The organism is Aeromonas sp. 2692-1 (genome assembly GCF_013085505.1).
Taxonomy (GTDB): Bacteria; Pseudomonadota; Gammaproteobacteria; order Enterobacterales; family Aeromonadaceae; genus Aeromonas; species Aeromonas hydrophila.
Window position 1 is genome coordinate 67,418 of sequence record NZ_CP038513.1, and the last position, 15,486, is coordinate 82,903.

At 66.0% G+C, this 15,486-nt stretch carries 12 protein-coding genes and 1 pseudogene; 5 read left to right on the forward strand and 8 right to left on the reverse strand.

Annotated elements, in window-relative coordinates:
- Positions 1-55: 55 nt before the first annotated feature.
- The 7 genes and pseudogenes from E5E97_RS00345 to E5E97_RS00375 all read right to left on the reverse strand — a co-directional run bounded on the left by E5E97_RS00345 (position 56) and on the right by E5E97_RS00375 (position 7,375).
- Positions 56-1,255: an acetate kinase gene (locus E5E97_RS00345; protein WP_024945799.1), complete on the reverse strand. Its 1,200-nt coding sequence runs from the start codon at positions 1,253-1,255 to the stop codon at positions 56-58.
- 174 nt (positions 1,256-1,429) lie between these two features.
- Entirely contained in the window at positions 1,430-1,900 is a 471-nt protein-coding gene (locus E5E97_RS00350) for a YhcH/YjgK/YiaL family protein (protein WP_011707329.1), read from the reverse strand.
- Between the two features lie 299 nt (positions 1,901-2,199).
- Positions 2,200-3,306 (reverse strand): 1-acyl-sn-glycerol-3-phosphate acyltransferase, encoded by a 1,107-nt coding sequence (locus E5E97_RS00355; RefSeq protein WP_171279687.1) that lies wholly within the window; start codon positions 3,304-3,306, stop codon positions 2,200-2,202.
- Positions 3,307-3,465: 159 nt separating this feature from the next.
- Positions 3,466-5,114: pseudogene (cueO, locus tag E5E97_RS00360) on the reverse strand (multicopper oxidase CueO).
- A gap of 125 nt (positions 5,115-5,239) precedes the next feature.
- A complete protein-coding gene (locus tag E5E97_RS00365) occupies positions 5,240-5,932 on the reverse strand; it encodes an aspartate/glutamate racemase family protein (RefSeq protein WP_171279688.1) in 693 nt (230 codons plus the stop codon).
- Between the two features lie 131 nt (positions 5,933-6,063).
- The gene (locus E5E97_RS00370) at positions 6,064-6,654 is read right to left on the reverse strand and encodes a LysE family translocator (protein WP_017411093.1); all 591 of its coding nucleotides are present in this window, start codon (positions 6,652-6,654) and stop codon (positions 6,064-6,066) included.
- A 124-nt stretch (positions 6,655-6,778) separates the two neighbouring features.
- Positions 6,779-7,375 carry a LysE family translocator gene (locus E5E97_RS00375; RefSeq protein WP_016351932.1) on the reverse strand — a complete coding sequence of 199 codons (597 nt, stop codon included), beginning with the start codon at positions 7,373-7,375 and terminating at the stop codon, positions 6,779-6,781.
- Between the two features lie 117 nt (positions 7,376-7,492).
- On the opposite strand from E5E97_RS00375, the gene E5E97_RS00380 reads away from it, so the two are divergent.
- From E5E97_RS00380 to E5E97_RS00400, 5 genes are all read left to right on the forward strand, one after another.
- Positions 7,493-8,869: a PLP-dependent aminotransferase family protein gene (locus E5E97_RS00380; RefSeq protein WP_171279689.1), complete on the forward strand. Its 1,377-nt coding sequence runs from the start codon at positions 7,493-7,495 to the stop codon at positions 8,867-8,869.
- Positions 8,870-8,911: 42 nt separating this feature from the next.
- The gene (locus E5E97_RS00385; RefSeq protein ID WP_171279690.1) at positions 8,912-9,376 is read left to right on the forward strand and encodes a hypothetical protein; all 465 of its coding nucleotides are present in this window, start codon (positions 8,912-8,914) and stop codon (positions 9,374-9,376) included.
- A gap of 93 nt (positions 9,377-9,469) precedes the next feature.
- On the forward strand, positions 9,470-11,536 hold the full coding sequence (locus tag E5E97_RS00390) for a hypothetical protein (RefSeq protein ID WP_171279691.1): 2,067 nt from the start codon (positions 9,470-9,472) through the stop codon (positions 11,534-11,536).
- The gene (locus E5E97_RS00395) at positions 11,506-12,231 is read left to right on the forward strand and encodes a DUF3142 domain-containing protein (RefSeq protein ID WP_171279692.1); all 726 of its coding nucleotides are present in this window, start codon (positions 11,506-11,508) and stop codon (positions 12,229-12,231) included. The genes E5E97_RS00390 and E5E97_RS00395 overlap by 31 nt, the downstream gene beginning before the upstream one ends.
- A 110-nt stretch (positions 12,232-12,341) precedes the next feature.
- Positions 12,342-13,967 carry a hypothetical protein gene (locus E5E97_RS00400; protein ID WP_101150572.1) on the forward strand — a complete coding sequence of 542 codons (1,626 nt, stop codon included), beginning with the start codon at positions 12,342-12,344 and terminating at the stop codon, positions 13,965-13,967.
- Positions 13,968-13,988: 21 nt separating this feature from the next.
- Here the strand turns inward: E5E97_RS00400 and E5E97_RS00405 are convergent, their stop codons facing one another.
- Positions 13,989-15,302 (reverse strand): sodium-dependent transporter, encoded by a 1,314-nt coding sequence (locus tag E5E97_RS00405; RefSeq protein WP_017411099.1) that lies wholly within the window; start codon positions 15,300-15,302, stop codon positions 13,989-13,991.
- Positions 15,303-15,486: the final 184 nt, after the last annotated feature.

A 15,486-nucleotide genomic window follows, 5' to 3' on the forward strand; every position in this document is an offset into this window, starting at 1 on the left:
CGCCACAAACGACAACGCCCGGCAGGGGCCGGGCGTTGTCTGGGAGCGAGGGACGTTAGCCGACCAGGCTCAGGGCATCGCGGGCGATGACCAGCTCTTCGTTGGTGGGCATCACCAGCGCCAGGCGGCTGCCTTCGGCCGTGATGGGGCCTTCACCGCCCAGCACCGCGGCGTTGTTGGCTTCCTTGTCGATCTTGAAGCCGAACAGGGCCAGACGGGCCAGCACCATCTCGCGCACCATGGCGGCGTTTTCACCGATACCACCGGTGAACACCAGGGCGTCCAGACGACCATCCATGGCGGCAGCGTAGGCACCGACATACTTGGCCACCCGGTAGGTGAACACGTCCAGCGCACGCTTGGCACCGGCGTCGGTGGCGTAGTTGGTGGTGACGTAACGGCAGTCGCTGCTCGCCTCGGTCATGCCCAGCAGGCCGGACTCGCGGGTCAGGGTGTGATTGATCTGCTCCACGCTGTAACCGAGCTGGTCGTGCATGAAGAAGACTACAGCGGGGTCTATGTCGCCGGAGCGGGTGCCCATCGCCAGCCCTTCCAGCGGGGTCAGGCCCATGGAGGTGTCGACGGATTCGCCGCCACGGATGGCGCAGACGGAGGCGCCGTTACCCAGGTGGCAGTTGATGATGTTGAGCTCGGAGAGCGGCTTGCCCAGCGCCTTGGCGGTCTCTTCCGCGATGAAGCGGTGGGAGGTGCCGTGAGCGCCGTAACGACGGATGCCGTTCTCTTTGTAGAGCTTGTAGGGCAGCGCGTAGAGGTAGGCTTCCTGTGGCAGGGTCTGATGGAAGGCGGTGTCGAACACGGCCACGTTCTTCTCAGCCAGCGCCGGGAACACCTTCAGCGCGGCACGGATGCCGATCAGGTGCGCCGGGTTGTGCAGGGGGGCGAACGGAATGGCGGCTTCGATGCCGGCAATCACGCCGTCATCGATGCGAACGGAACGGGAGAACTGCTCGCCACCGTGCACGATGCGGTGACCGATGGCCACCAGCTGCTCGGCCAGGGTCGGATCCTGCGGCAAGATGTGACCCACGATGTGGTCGAGGGCCTCCTGGTGCGCAGCGCCCGCGCCCAGCATGGCTTCGCCCTTGACCCCGTGGAGTTTCCATTTGATACGTGCATCATCCAGATTGAAGCATTCGGCCAGGCCGGACAGCATGTCCTCACCTGTTTCGGCGTCCATTACGGCAAATTTCAGGGAAGAGCTACCGCAGTTAAGGATCAATACCAACTTGCTCATGTTCTACATCTTCCTGTGCTTCGGCTTTATGCCGACAGTGTCGTGTCATCCAAAGTGGATGGGATTCCCCTGCCGGGGGCTTATGGTCGCAGGAAAGTGCGCCCAATTTTTCAATATGTTAAGTGCAAATCCGGATGATTCCGGGCACTCGTCTCAGCCAGGCTGCGCCATCGGTCACAGGCCGGCCAGCAGATCCCGGTGCACCTTGACCACCAGCTTCTTCACCTGAGCCGGCTGGTTGGGGGTGCAGAGGGGGCGATGCAGTTCTCCCGGCCAGAAGATGGCGAAGTCGCCGGGCTGCAACGCCAGATAACTGGTCTGTTCGTCCTCGACGAACCAGAGGTCGGGATGGGGATGATCGGCGCCTTCGGCAACATAGCCATGGGGCCCGACCCCGATCCACTCTTCACCACGCAGCAGCAGCTGGATGTCCAGATACTGCTGATGGAACTCGCCACGGCGATCCGCGGCCGGCTCGGTCAGCTCTTCGCTCACCAGGCAGAACAGCGTGAGGCCGTCGATCTCCTGCTTGCCGAGCGGCGCCTGCAGCCACTGTTCGACGCTTTGCACCACCTCGACCATGATGCGGTCCAGCGGGGCGGGCAGCGGCGTGCGCTGCAGGGTGTTCAGACTGCCGGTGATCATGGCGCTTCCTTAGGTGTATTCAGGCGACATCTTAGCCGCAAAATGAAAAAGGACCCTGTTGAGGTCCTTGTGTCACACCGCCTGCAATCCGTGCAGACAGAGATAGAGCATTTGCTCGTATCAAGCGGGATGAGTGCACTGTTACACACTCATCCGCGGCTTGCCAAGAGGCGCAAGCGCGTTCGCCCAGTGATCGTACCAGCTGAAACAATATTATTCACTACTCCAGCACCGTCGACTTTGACCAGACGCAAAAACGGGAGCATCTGCTCCCGTTTTTTTCACGCAACCGGTTTCATTCAAGCCTTGCCGGCGTTCTCCACCGGCTTGGCGTACATGGCGCGCCAGATGGCCTTGTGCTCTTCCGGCACCTCCGACTGACGGCTCAGGAAGGCAGCCTGCTCGATGGTGTTGGCGTGGCCTGCCACATCTGCAGCCAGGTAGTTGCCCGGGAAGAGGCGGTAGTTGCCCCAGATCGCCTTGTCGATGAGCGCGGCCAGCTCATCCGGATCGCTGAAGCCCTCGGTGATGGGGGCGCCGAAGGAGACATGAACCCGCCCCTTCTGGCCGACGATGCCGGCGACGATGCTCTCGATGTCCTCGAACTCGCCCTTCTCGTAGCTGCCGTTGACCGACTTCTCGTACAGCTCGCGCGCCTTGGCCTTGTCGGTAGGATCCAGCTCGTAGCTGATGCTGACCGGCACGATATTGAGGCTGCGCATGTAGTCGACGAACTCGATCTTCTGCTTCTTGCCGTCCACGTAGAACATCTTGAGGATGGCCGGATCTGTCTTGTCATCGCCGTTCTTGGCGCGCCCTTCCTTCTGGGCGATCCAGATGGAGTGGCCTTCGTGCACCGACTGGCCGATGTAGGCCGACAGCTCGCCGAGCGCCTTCATCATCTCCCGCGGCCCCTTGGCGGAGCGCTTGACGATGAAGCTCTTGTTGAGCTTCATCAGCTCGGTGGCGCAGGGTTTGCGCAGCAGGTTGTCGCCGATGGCAATGCGCACGGTATCGAAACCGTGGGTGTGCAGCCCCCAGTTGACGAACGCCGGATCCATGGCGATGTCCCTGTGGTTGGAGACGAACAGGTAGCCCTGCTCCTTCTTCAGATGCTCGAGCCCGGAGAAGGTCACCCCCTGGGTGGAGGTGGCGATCATCCGGCTCATGTAGCGGGTCACCCCCATCTGCACCTGATGGATGGTGGTCACCTTGGACCACTTGTAGCGCAGGAACTGGCGGATCAGCGGGCGGATGGCCCAGCCCAGCCAGCTCATCAGGGAGCCGAAACGATACTTGGCGATGGCGCCGACAAATTCATCATCCCGGATCAGCCGTTCGATGGCTGCCGGCACTTCCTCATCGCGGTAGGGGCGAATGTCCGCGAATCTATCTACTTCAGTCACAGTGTCAGCCTTGCAGGTAAGGAGTCGCGGCCAGCGCGCGCTGGCCGGAAAATTCAGGGCGCAATTTTACACGCTTTTATGCCGAGGGGTATGTGGCGTGCGTAGATAGTGAGATCTGACCAGTGAAATGAACAAATGGCCCCGTTCGGGCCATTCTTTTTACTCTTCCACCGTGAACGAAAGCATCATGCCGGTATCCTCGTGCTCCAGCAGATGGCAGTGGGCCATGTAGGCCCGCTCCTTGGGCGCCGCGTGATCGAAACGCACCAGCACCTCGCTGCGCCCGCCCTCCACCTTGACGATGTCCTTCCAGCCGGCGCGATGCGGGGCCACCGGCTGACCGTTCTCGCTCAGGATCCGGAAGCGGGTGCCGTGAATATGGAAGGGGTGCAGCATCATGTCCCCCTCCCCCGAGATGATCCAGCGCTCGGTACGGCCGCGCTTGACCGCAAACTGCGGGTCGTTCATGGCGAAGGCCTGGCCGTTGATGCGGTTGCCGCCGTGCAGATCCAGCGGCTTGGCACTGCCCTTGTCCTCCTGCATCCCCGCCATGGTGTCGTGCTGCATCTCGCCCGCTGGCATGGCCATGTCGCCATGATCCATCCCCGCCATCCCGTCGCCCTGCCCGTCCATCTTCATCCCGGCCATGGCGCCCGTATCGCCGTGGGCCATGCTCATGCCCGCCATGGCGCCGTGGCCGTAGCGGCTCATCAGCGCCTGCATCCCCTGCCGATCCAGCTCGGGATCCATCGACAGGGTCAGGGTGCGGCTCGGCAAGCCTTGAGTGGCGGGCAGCGCCGGCAGCCGGGCCAGGCTGTCCGGCAAGCGTCCCTTGCCCTCAATCAGGGAGGGCCGGATCCGCAGCAGCGGCAGGGCCGCATCGAACGGCGCCAGGGTCATCCCCATCTGGCGTACCGGCAGGGTGAGCAGGTCGAGCGCCTTGCCATTGCGGGCATCCACCATCACCTCGAAGCGCTCCCCCGGCAGCAGCGCCAGCTCGCTCAGCGCCACCGGCTCCGCCAGCAGGCCGCCATCGCTGCCGATCACATACAAGGGGCGGCCGTCACTGGCCGCCAACTTGAGAGAGCGGGCATTGCAGCCGTTGAGCAGCCGCAACCGCAGCCAGCCACGGGGAGCGTCGTGGGTCGGATAAACGGCGCCGTTGGTCAGCATCAGATCGCCGAACCAGCCGACCGCCGCGCTCATCACGTCCAGCTGGTAGTCCACCTGACCCCGCCCATCGAGCCGCTTGTCCTGCAGCACCAGCGGGATGTCGTCCACCCCCAGCGCTGGGGCAGCGGCAGCCGCAGGCTCTCCTCGTCGTCGAGGATGAAGAGCCCGGCCAGCCCCATGGCCACCTGATGGCCGGTCTGACCGTGGGTATGGGGGTGATACCAGCAGGTAGCCGCCGGCTGCTCGATGCGAAACGCCGCCTGCCACTCTTTGCCGGAAGGAATGCTGGCCTGCGGGCCGCCATCGGCAGTGCCGGGCACCTCCAGCCCGTGCCAGTGCACAGTAGTGGTCTCCGCCAGCTGGTTGGCGACCCGGACTCGCACCGCCTGCCCCTGACGGGCACGCAAAGTGGGGCCGAGCAGGTTGCCGTTGTAGCCCCAGCTATGAGTCGGCTGGCGTCGCCACTGCATCTGGCCTGGCTGGGCTCTGAGCTGGAACACGCCGCTGGCGTCCGCTTCCAGCAGCGCAGGAATCGGCAGGGCTGGCCGCTCGGCGGCAACCGCCCGCCCCCACCAGGGCAGGGCGCCGGCGATACCGACGGCGGTGGAGAATTTGAGAAAATCGCGGCGCTGCATGAGTCGTTCCTCGTTGGCCAAAGCGGACCTTCAGCCTAAGCAGCAACCCTGCGGCAAGGTCAAGCCCTGCCGAGCCGGCAGCCGGACAATTTCTGGCTTATCCGCTTGCCAGCAGGCCCCTGTCGTCAAGCCAGCGCCAGAGTGACTGCCGCCTCGGCGTGGATCGTGGTGGTATCGTACAGCGGCACCGCGGCCTCGGCCTCCCCCACCAGCAGGGCTATCTCGGTGCAGCCGAGGATCACCGCCTGGGCTCCCGCGTCGGCCAGCGCGCTGATGATGGCCAGGTACTCGGCCCGCGATGCCTCGCGAATGTCGCCGAGGCACAGCTCGTCATAGATGATGCGGTGCACCCGCTCCCGCTGAGCCGTATCAGGCACCAGCACCTCCAGCCCGAACTTCTCCTGCAAGCGCCCCTTGTAGAAATCCTGCTCCATGGTGAAGCGGGTGCCGAGCAGGCCGACCCTTTGGATCCCGTCCGCTTGCAGCTGACGCGCGGTGGCATCGGCGATATGGAGCAGCGGGATGTCGATGGCGGCCTCGATCTCGGGCGCCACCTTGTGCATGGTGTTGGTACCGATCAGCAGAAAGTCGGCGCCGCCGGCCTGGATGGCCCGCGCCTCGGCCGCCAGCAGACGGGCGGTGGCGGGCCAGTCCCCGATGTGCTGCAGCCGCTCTATCTCGGCAAAGTCGACGCTGCTCAGCAGCACCCGCGCCGAGTGCAGGCCTCCGAGCCGCTCGCGCACGCCCCGGTTGAGCGCCTGATAGTAACTGACGGTGGACTCCCAGCTCATGCCACCCAGCAGACCGATACATTTCATGGGACCTCCTTGTGTAAACGGATTGTGTACACCGAACAGGGAGCGGCGCGCGTCATCGCGCCGCCCTGTGAATAAAAAAGGCCCCGCAGGGCCAACAAGACAGCCGGTAAAGGCCCGGGCGCAGGCCCGGACTAAATCCAGATCATCAGCACGCAGGCCGCCGTGGCGACCCCCATGCCGAGATTGAAACGACGCCAGCCTCTGGCGGTGCGGATGAGGCGGCGCACCTGGGCACCGAACAGCACCCAGAAGGCCCCGGTATAGAGGCCGGTCACGAAGAAGATGCCGAGCACCCAGATGGCGGAGGGCCAGTAGGCCTCCCCCGCCAGGGTGAAGCCGCTGATGGCGGAGAGCGCCATCATCCACGCCTTGGGGTTGAGCAGTTGCAGCATGGCCCCCTGATGGGCCGGGATCAGCGGCCGGTTGCCCTCGGCCGGGCCGCTGGCGGTCGCCACCTTCCAGGCCAGCCAGAGCAGGTAGGCCGAACCGATGAGCTTGAGCCCGTCGTGCAGCAGTGGCAGCTGCTCGAACATCACCCCCAGCCCCAGCGCCGTGGCCAGGATCATCAGGTTGATCCCCCCCACCACGCCCACCAGCAGGGGCACGCTGCGGCGAAAGCCCTGGGCCGCACCGGCGCTGGTGAGCAGCATGTTGTTGGGGCCCGGCGTGCCGCAAGTGATGAGGGCAAAGCCCGCCAGGGGAAGCAACCAGTTCAGATCCATCTCAACCTCTTGATGATGCAGGGCGCCGACTCGGCGACAAGCCTTCTAATATGCAGAGCCGGTGCCCGTCAGACAAGGCCGCAGATGCACTTTCTTCGCATCTTTATGCGGCCTCTGGCAGCACTCAGTACCAGAGCATCACCACGCAGAGCGCGGTCAGCGCCCCCAGGCTGCCGTTGAGCCGGCGCCAGCCTCTGTCAGAGTTGATCCAGCGGCTGAGCTGATGACCGAACAGCACCCAGGCAAAGCAGACTGGCAATCCCGCCATGGGGAAGACGGCCATGATGCCCCACAGACTCGGCCAGTAAGCACTGCCCGGCAGACTGAACAGACTGATGGCGGAGATCCCCATCATCCAGGCCTTGGGGTTGAGAAACTGAAAGCCCAGCCCCTCCAGCAGGGTCAGCGGGCGTGAACGTCGTTCCGGATCACCGGGGGCACCGGCCACCGCGATGCGCCACGCCAGCCACAACAAATAGAGGCTGCCCAGCACCTGCAAGCTCAGCTTGAGCAGCGGCCAACGCTCGAACAGGGGGTAGAGCCCCAGCGCCAGCACCAGTTGCAGGACGGGTTGCCCCACCACGACACCGATCAGATGGGGCAGGGTGCGACGCACCCCGAAGTTGGCGCCGGAGGCGGTCAGCATGAGGTTGTTGGGACCCGGCGTGCCACAGGTGAGCAACGCAAAGCCAAACAGAGTGGCATACCATTCGATCGTCATCTTTGTACTCCTGAACTGCGCACATTGTATCGATACAATGTGCCACTTTTGGTTGTTATCGGGTTCAAAATCACGCTATATTGCCGATACATTTCGATCAATGGATTTATTGTCACCATGACAATCTGGACCCCGGACCTCACCCCCTTCGCCGGCCCCCTCTACCTCAAACTGGTGAAGGCCATCGAGCAGGCCATTCAGGACGGCTCCCTGCCGCCCGAGACCCGGCTGCCCACCCACAGGGCGCTGGCGGACAAACTGGGGGTCACCGTCGGCACCGTCACCCGCGCGTATGGCGAGGCGGAGCGGCGCGGGCTGCTGGCCGCCCGGGTGGGGCACGGCACCTGGGTCAAAGGGGATCATGAGGATCCGGCCAACGCCTGGGTGATCCGCAAGGAGGAGGGACACCGCATCGAATTGTGGCAGAACCTGCCGGTGCAGCTGGATCGGGCCGCCATCATCCGCCCCATGCTGGCGGAAGTGGCGGACGGGGATCTCAACGCCCTGCTCGGTTATGACAAGGAGGCGGGCCAGCCGAGCCAGCGCCAGCTGTTCATCGACTGGCTGGCCGAGCAGGGGGTGGCGGGCAGCGAGGAGTATCTGCTGTTCAGCCACGGCGCCCAGCACGGCATCATGCTCTCCTTGCTGGCCACCAGCTGCGTGGGGGAGACCCTGTTCTGCGAAGGGCTCAGCTACCCCGGCATGCTGGGCAACGCCCGTCAGCTGAAAAATCAGGTGGTGGGGCTGGCGATGGACGCAGAGGGGCTGCTGCCCGACGCGCTGGAGGCGGCCTGCCGCACCCGCCGCGCCAAGCTGCTCTACCTCACCCCCACCCTGCAAAATCCCACCACCGCCACCATGAGCCTGGCGCGGCGCGAGGCCATCGTCGCCATCGCCCGTCACCACGACCTGCTGATCATCGAGGATGACGTCAACGGCCTGCTGCCCCAGCAACCGGTGACACCGCTGGTCAATCTGGCGCCGGAGCGGGTCATCTATCTGGGCAGCCTGGCCAAAATCGCCTGTGGCGGCCTGCGGGTCGGCTTCGTGCTGACCCCGCCGGCCCTGCGCGGCGCCTTCGCCCAGGCGATGCGACTGTCGAGCTGGATGGTGAGCCCGCTGCTCATCGAACTGGCCTGCAAGCTGGTGAGCCAGCGCCAGATCATGCCTCTTGTAGAGCAGCAGCGGCAGATCCTGGCACGTCGCGGCGAGCTGCTGCGCCACCTGCTGCCGGGGGCCTGCTGGCAAGCGGGCTCCATGCACGCCTGGCTGCCGCTGCCGGAACCCTGGCGCAGCCAGGAGTTCGCCGAAGCCGCCAACGCCCTTGACGTCGGCGTGGCCAGCGGGGAACACTTCGCCGCCGGCCAGTTCGCCGCCCCGCAGGGCGTGCGGCTGAGCCTGAGCCAGCCGGCCACCGACGCCCGCGTCGCCGAGGGGCTGGAGCGGCTCGCCAGCCTGCTGCGCGCCGCGCCGCCCACCAATACCCTGCTATAGTCAGCCCCGGCCCAGCCCATCCGTGCGCTCAAAGGAGAGCCCATGCACCCGACCCGCGCCCCCTTGTTGCTTCTCACCCTGCTGCTGGGGGGCTGCGCCGCCCCCGTTCATCAACAGCTGGGGGCCGCGCTGAGCGGGCTGGAGGGGGAGTTGCAACGGCTGGAGGAGGAGCTGGCGGCCATGAACGGCCTGCACTACCAGAAGGCGATCGACGCCCCCCTCAGCCTGCGCCGCCGGCTGAGCGCCCCCGTCCCCACGGCGGAAGGACTGCTGCCCAGCCGCAGCACGCTGACAGACGGCCCCCTGCTGCGCTACGACTACCGGCTGCCGGCCGGCATGGCCAGCCTGCCCCTCGCCGAGCCCTGCCTGCGCTACGAATTCGAGCTGCGCCACCTGGGCCGCCTCGGCCAGCTGGCCCTGCACTGGCAGGGGGCGGCAGGCTCGGGGGAGCAACTGATCCAGCAGCGCGACTGCCCCTTCTCGGCCAACGGGCCCGGCCTGCAGTAGGCCCGCCGCCGGCCGACCTGCCCCTATGGTCAGTTGAAAGGGGTGAAGGCATCTTGTAGCGTGCCAGCATCCCGACTCCTGCTGGAAGCGCCCATGAAACTGACTCCCCTGTGGCTGGCCCTGTGCAGCCTGCCCGCCCTGGCCTGCGGCCCGGATGGCTGCGAGACGCCGCTCACCCTGCAACTGACCGCCGCCCAGTGCCATCTGAACGGGCTGCCGTTCCTCTCCCCCGACAACGACACCCGCACCAACCTGGCGCTGCTGCTGGCCGATGAGCAGGCCTTCTCGCTGCCCAAGGCGCCGCTGCCGCTGCCCTTCGCCATCGAGGATCTGCTCAACCCGGCCCTGCTCAACCCGACCCAGGCCGAGCCGGCCCCCGCCGTGCCGGATCCCCTGCTGGCGCTGGCCGCCGGTCTCGGCATCGAGCAGAGCACCACCCAGGCCGCCCTGGAGCGGGCCGCCGGCTGGAGCGAGGGGCGCTGCATCAGCAACAATCCCATCGCGGCCGAAGCCTTCCTGCAGGCGCTGGTCGACACCCCGGCCCTTGGCGCCGACGAGCGCAGCCAGCTGGCCCGCCAGCGGTTGGCCATGCTGGGCCAGTGCGCCCAGCAGGTCGAAACGGCCACGACGCCGGAGGACAAGTCCACACCGCTGTCAGCCGCCGGCCAGGGCTTTGCCGACTACCTGGCCGCCAGCCGACTCTTCTATCAGGGGGAGTTCGCCCAGGCCGATGCGCTGTTTGCCGCCCTCGCCGGACAGGATCAGCCCTGGCTGAAAGAGACGGCGGATTACATGCGGATCCGGGTCGCCCTCAACCAGTCCCAGCAAAGCGCCTTCGATGACTGGGGCACCCTGGATCGCAACCAGATTGACCAGGCCGCCGTGCAGCGCGCCGAGCAGTTCATCGCCGACTATCGCAGTCGCTACCCAGAGGGGCGCTATCTCGACTCCGCCAACGGGCTGCTGCGCCGGCTCGCCTGGTTCAAGGGGGATGAGGCGGCGCTGGCCAGCCTGTTCCAGCAGGCGAGCCGCCAGCCGGGCAACCCGGTGCTGCTCAACGAAATAGACCTCAAGCTGCTGATGCAGCCCGGCTTCACCGGCTCAGCCGCCATGCCGCAGCTGACCCTGGTGCAGGATCTGCGCCGGCTGCGGTTGCACGAGAGCTGGGACGAGTGGCAACCGCTGCAAAGCGGCGAGCTCGCGCAACAGACCGCTCAGTTTGCCAGCAACCCGGCCTGGCTCGCCTATCTGCAGCAGGCCGAGCGCTACTATCTCGCCAAGGATTATGCCGCCGTCATCGCCGCCGCTCCCGCCCTCGGCAAGGGGCCACTCGACAACCTGGCCTTCAGCCAGCAGGTGCTCAAAGGCATGGCGCTGGCGGCCAGTCAGGCGCTGCCCGAGGCGGAGCAGCAGTGGCGCGCCCTGCTCGCCAGCCAGCCCACCCCCTTGCAGGATCAGCTGCTGCAGCTGGCGCTGGCCATGACCCTGGAGCGGGCCGGTCGGCTGGAGCAGGTGTTCGCCAAGGAGAGCCCCATCCAGAGCGATCACTACCGCATTCCCCTGCTGGAGTACGTGGCGCCGGCCCCGCTGCTGCGCCGCATGGTGCAGGATGAGCAGGCCTCCGACACCCTGCGCCAGCGCGCCGGCCACACCCTGCGCTACAAGCAGTTGACCCACGGCGACTACCAGGGCTTCCTGCAGGATCTGGCGCTGGCCCCGCTGGCCGCCCCGTTCGACTGGCAAGGAAGCCAGGAGTATCAGTGCCAGGCCCTCACGGCGGTGGTCACCACCCTGGCGGACAACCCCAACTCCCCCAAGGCGCTCAACTGCCTCGGCGAGTTTTTCCTGAGCCAGGGGCTGGACTGGGATCCGCTTCTGCAGCGGCCGGGGGCCGACACCCTGGCGGGCAGCCGGGATCTGTTTGCCGGCCAGCAGCGCAGCCGGCTCGACTGGTATCAACAGGTGATCGCCAACCCCAAGGCCGCCAAGGAGGAGAAGGCCTACGCCCTCTACCGCGCCATCAACTGTTACGCCCCGAGCGGCAACAACAGCTGCGGCAGCCAGGAGATCCCCCTCAGCCAGCGCAAGGGCTGGTTCAACACCCTCAAACGCCAGTACGGAACGAGCCAGTGGGCCAAGCAGCTCAAATATTACTGGTGATGCTGGCGCTGCTGGGTGCCGAGACCAGCGCCGCCGTCGAGGCGAGCCACTACCGCCAGTTCTGGCTGTGGGCCGGGGTCAGGCCCCAGCCGGTGCTGCAACAGGCGGAGCGGCTCTATCTGCATCAGGGGGAGATAGGCCCGCTCGATGCGCGCCAGCCCGTGCGCTTTCAGGGGCAGGGCATAGCGCCGAGCAAGCTGCCGGTAAAGGAGCTCTGGCTCGCCTATCGGGTGGAGCGGCTCGACTGGGATGAGGCCCTGCTCAAGAACCTGACCAACCAGCTGGCGGCCTGGCAGCGCAAGGGCAATGAGGTGCGCGGCGTCCAGATCGATTTTGATGCCCGCACCCACCGGCTGGCGGACTATGGCGACTTCCTGCGCCAGCTCCGTCGCCAGCTGCCCGCCGACTGCGCCATCAGCATCACCGGCCTGCTGGACTGGACCCGCACCGGCGACGTCGCCACCCTCAACGCCCTCGCCGGCGTGGTCGACGAGCTGGTGGTACAGACCTATCGCGGCCGCCGCACCGAGCCTGGCTACGCCCGCTACCTGCAGGCGCTGACGCGGCTGACCCTGCCCTTCAAGGTGGGGCTGGTGCAGGGAGGCGAGTGGGATCCAACGTGGGAGAGCAGGCTGGCCGATTCGGCGGCCTATCGCGGCGCTGTGGTGTTTCTCATCAACCCGCCAGGTGCCTGACGGCGGGGAGGAATTGACCGCCCCCAGGCTGGCGTCGAGCGTGGTAGCTCTTTGACTCCAGCGACATGCCATACTTGTCCGTACCCTGAACCAGCCAAGGAGCGCCAAGGATGCAGATCCTCCTGATCGAAGATGATGCCATGCTCAGCACGGCCCTCTCCCGAGGGCTGAATGAGCAGGGGATCACCCCCGCCCAGCTGACCCACTGCAAGGAGCTGGCGACCCTGCCCACCCTGCTGCGCCAGCAGTCGTTCGATGTGGTCATCTGCCGCCAGTACCACCATCAGGCCCGTGAGGGGGTGCGCTTGCTGCAGGAGGCACACTATCTGGGTCTGCTCGAACCGGGCTGCGTGCTGCTGCTGCTGGACGAGGATCACGATCAGCTGCAGTTTCCCCCATCCGACCTCTACTTTCCGTTGCTGCTGCCCATGCCGTTCACCGCCGATCAGCTCACCGCCAGTCTGCGCGAACTGGTGCAGCTGACCGGGCTGACCCGCACCCTGCCCGCCCCGATGAAGCTCAGGGAGTGGCAGGTCAGCTGCGCCCTGTGCGAGGACCTGCTCTATCAACAGCAGAAGTACCGGGAGCTGGGGCCGCTGCTGGACAGGATCAAGGGCTACATGCTGCTGCAGCATCAGGATCACTTTCACGCCGCCCAGCACTACGCGGTCTGCACCACGGAGCACGATGCCTGGTGGCCGCGCAAGGGGTTGATCCACGCTCTGCTGGGGCTGAACAAACTGGAAAGTGCGCGCAAGGATCTGGCCCGCAACCGGGAACGGCTGCCAGCACCCCTGCAACTGGAACTGGCGCTGGCCTGTCTGCTGCACGAGCGGCAGTGGGAAGGAGCCTGGGACGTGCTCACCCTGCTGCTGCAAAAGCAGGCCTGGCAACCGGAGTGGCGCCAGGCGGCCATTCTGCTGGCGCTGCTGCTCAAGGACGAGGGCAAGGCGCTGGAGCAGGCCAACGCCCTCAGCCTGCGCTTCTTCGGCGATCACAAATTCCGGGTGTCCATCGATAACTTCATCCTCAATGCCAGCCTGGCGGTGCTCTGGCACTACCCGAGCGCCGCCCGGATCAGTGCCTTGCAGCAGGAGTATCGCTACCTCAGCCAGGCGGTGACCCTGCGGGCCCACGAGGAGGCCCTGCTCAAGGCGCTGATGCTGAGCCTGGACTATCGCTTCGACGAGGCCCTGTTGCTGCTCGCCAAGCACCCGCCGGAGAGCGCACGGGATCACCACCTCAACCAGCTGCTCGGCTTTGCCGTCAGCCAGTTCTGTGGCCTGCCCCACCACGCCCAGCGCTACCTGAGCCAGCTCAGCCAGTATCAGGCCAGGGTTGCCCCGGCCCCGCTGGTACAGCAGCTGTTCAAGCAGGTCATCGGCGATTTCATGAAACAGCTGGAGCGGCGCGAGCTGCGGCTGACCTACCTGCGCCAGGAGCGGCAACGGGCCAGCGCGGCGGGTCAGCACCAACTGGCCGTGCAGTATGCGCTGACCCTGCAGGAGGAGTTCCCCGCCCTGCCCGGCGATGCCTGGCAACTGCTGGAGCTGCTGCAACTGTGCTGGCCGGCCGGCATGGCCGCTCCCAGGGTGGCCCTGCTGGTGGATCGGCTGGAGCGGCGCCTCAACCACAGCGCCTCCTTCATGGAGCACCACGCCGAGGAGTACCACAAGACCCTGCTGCAGATCCGCTCCCACCTCAATCCCCGCCTACCCACCACGCCCCCCAACTAGGCCCGGTCAGCCGGGCCGCGGTTACAGCAGCCCGCGCACCAGGATGCCGGCGATCAGCAGCGGCGCCACCAGCCGCCAGCACCAGAGCAGGCAGCCGCGCAGCAGCGGCGACAGGCCGGCTGGCAGCACGGATTCACCCAGTCGCCAGCCCAGCAGCAGGGTCAGCACCAGACCGAACAGCGGCATCATCAGGTTGGAGGTGAGATAGTCCAGCAGATCGAAGATGGTCTTGCCGAACAGGGTCAGCTCGCTCCAGGGCCCAAACGACAGGCTGACCGGAATGCCGGAGGCCATGATCAGCAGGGTCAGCACTCGGCAGGCGCCACGGCGCGACCAGCCCCACTCCTCGGTGGTGAAGCGCACCAGGTGCTCCAGCATGGAGATGGAGGAGGAGAGCGCCGCCACCAAGAGCAGCAGGAAGAACACCACCGCCAGCCCCTGGCCGAACGGCAGATGGTTGAACACCGCCGGCATGGTCATAAAGGTGAGCCCTGGGCCGGCAGTCGGGTCAATACCGGTGGAGGCCAGCACCGGGAAGATCATCAACCCAGCCAGCACCGAGATGAGGCTCGCCAGGGTCACGACCCAGACGCCGGATCGCAGCACGCCCTCGCTGCTGGGCAGATAGGCGCCATAAGTGGTGTGCACGCCAAGACCGATGGAGAGGGAGAAGAAGGCCAGCCCCAGCGCGTCCAGCACGCCCTGGCCGGTCAGCATGGAGAAGTCCGGCAGCAGGAACTGGCGCACCCCGGCCATGGCGCCGGGCATGGAGAGACCAGTCACCACCAGCAGCATCATCATCACGAACAGGGCTGGCATCATCCAGCGCAGCGCCCGCTCCACCCCCTTCTGCAGGCCCCCCTGCACGAACCACCAGGTGAGCCCGGCAAACACCAGATGGGTCAGCACCGGCCACCAGGGGTGGCTGACATAGCCATTGAACAAGGCGGTCAGCGCCGCCCCCTCGCTCAGGTTGAGCTGCCCGCTCACCGCCAGCGCCGCGTAACCCACGGTCCAGCCGCCCACCACGCTGTAGAAGCTGTAGATGAAGAAGCCGCACAGGATTCCCATGTACCCCATCCAGCGCCAGTTCGGCCCCACCAGCTTGTGGAAGGCACCGAGCACCCCGCGCTGGCTGCGACTGCCGAGCAGGGTCTCACCCACCAGCACGGCCACCCCCAGGGTGAAGCTGAACAGCAGAAACATCAGCAGGAAGGCACCGCCGCCGTTGGTGGCCGTCACATAGGGAAACTTCCAGATGGCGCCAAGGCCGATCGCCGAACCGGCGGCTGCCAGCACATGACCGATACGGGAAGACCACTGAACCTGGCTCATACAACCTCCGGGCAAGACAACATCACATCGATACTCCATGGGTAACCGCCTGGGCGGGGCAACAAAAAAGGCCGCCTGGTGGCGACCTTTGCAATGAACATTCAGACAAGCTGCGCGTGCAAGGTCACCTCTCTTGCGAGCTAAAAAATCGACCGAACAGGACAACGCGACGTGACATGAATAA

Coding starts and splice junctions, on each gene's coding strand:
- E5E97_RS00350 (WP_011707329.1), bottom strand. CDS start 1,900: ATGATCACCGGCAGTCTGAACACCCTGCAGCGCACGCCGCTGCCCGCC.
- E5E97_RS00390 (WP_171279691.1), top strand. CDS start 9,470: ATGAAACTGACTCCCCTGTGGCTGGCCCTGTGCAGCCTGCCCGCCCTG.
- E5E97_RS00375 (WP_016351932.1), bottom strand. CDS start 7,375: ATGACGATCGAATGGTATGCCACTCTGTTTGGCTTTGCGTTGCTCACC.
- E5E97_RS00400 (WP_101150572.1), top strand. CDS start 12,342: ATGCAGATCCTCCTGATCGAAGATGATGCCATGCTCAGCACGGCCCTC.
- E5E97_RS00405 (WP_017411099.1), bottom strand. CDS start 15,302: ATGAGCCAGGTTCAGTGGTCTTCCCGTATCGGTCATGTGCTGGCAGCC.
- E5E97_RS00345 (WP_024945799.1), bottom strand. CDS start 1,255: ATGAGCAAGTTGGTATTGATCCTTAACTGCGGTAGCTCTTCCCTGAAA.
- E5E97_RS00385 (WP_171279690.1), top strand. CDS start 8,912: ATGCACCCGACCCGCGCCCCCTTGTTGCTTCTCACCCTGCTGCTGGGG.
- E5E97_RS00365 (WP_171279688.1), bottom strand. CDS start 5,932: ATGAAATGTATCGGTCTGCTGGGTGGCATGAGCTGGGAGTCCACCGTC.
- E5E97_RS00380 (WP_171279689.1), top strand. CDS start 7,493: ATGACAATCTGGACCCCGGACCTCACCCCCTTCGCCGGCCCCCTCTAC.
- E5E97_RS00370 (WP_017411093.1), bottom strand. CDS start 6,654: ATGGATCTGAACTGGTTGCTTCCCCTGGCGGGCTTTGCCCTCATCACT.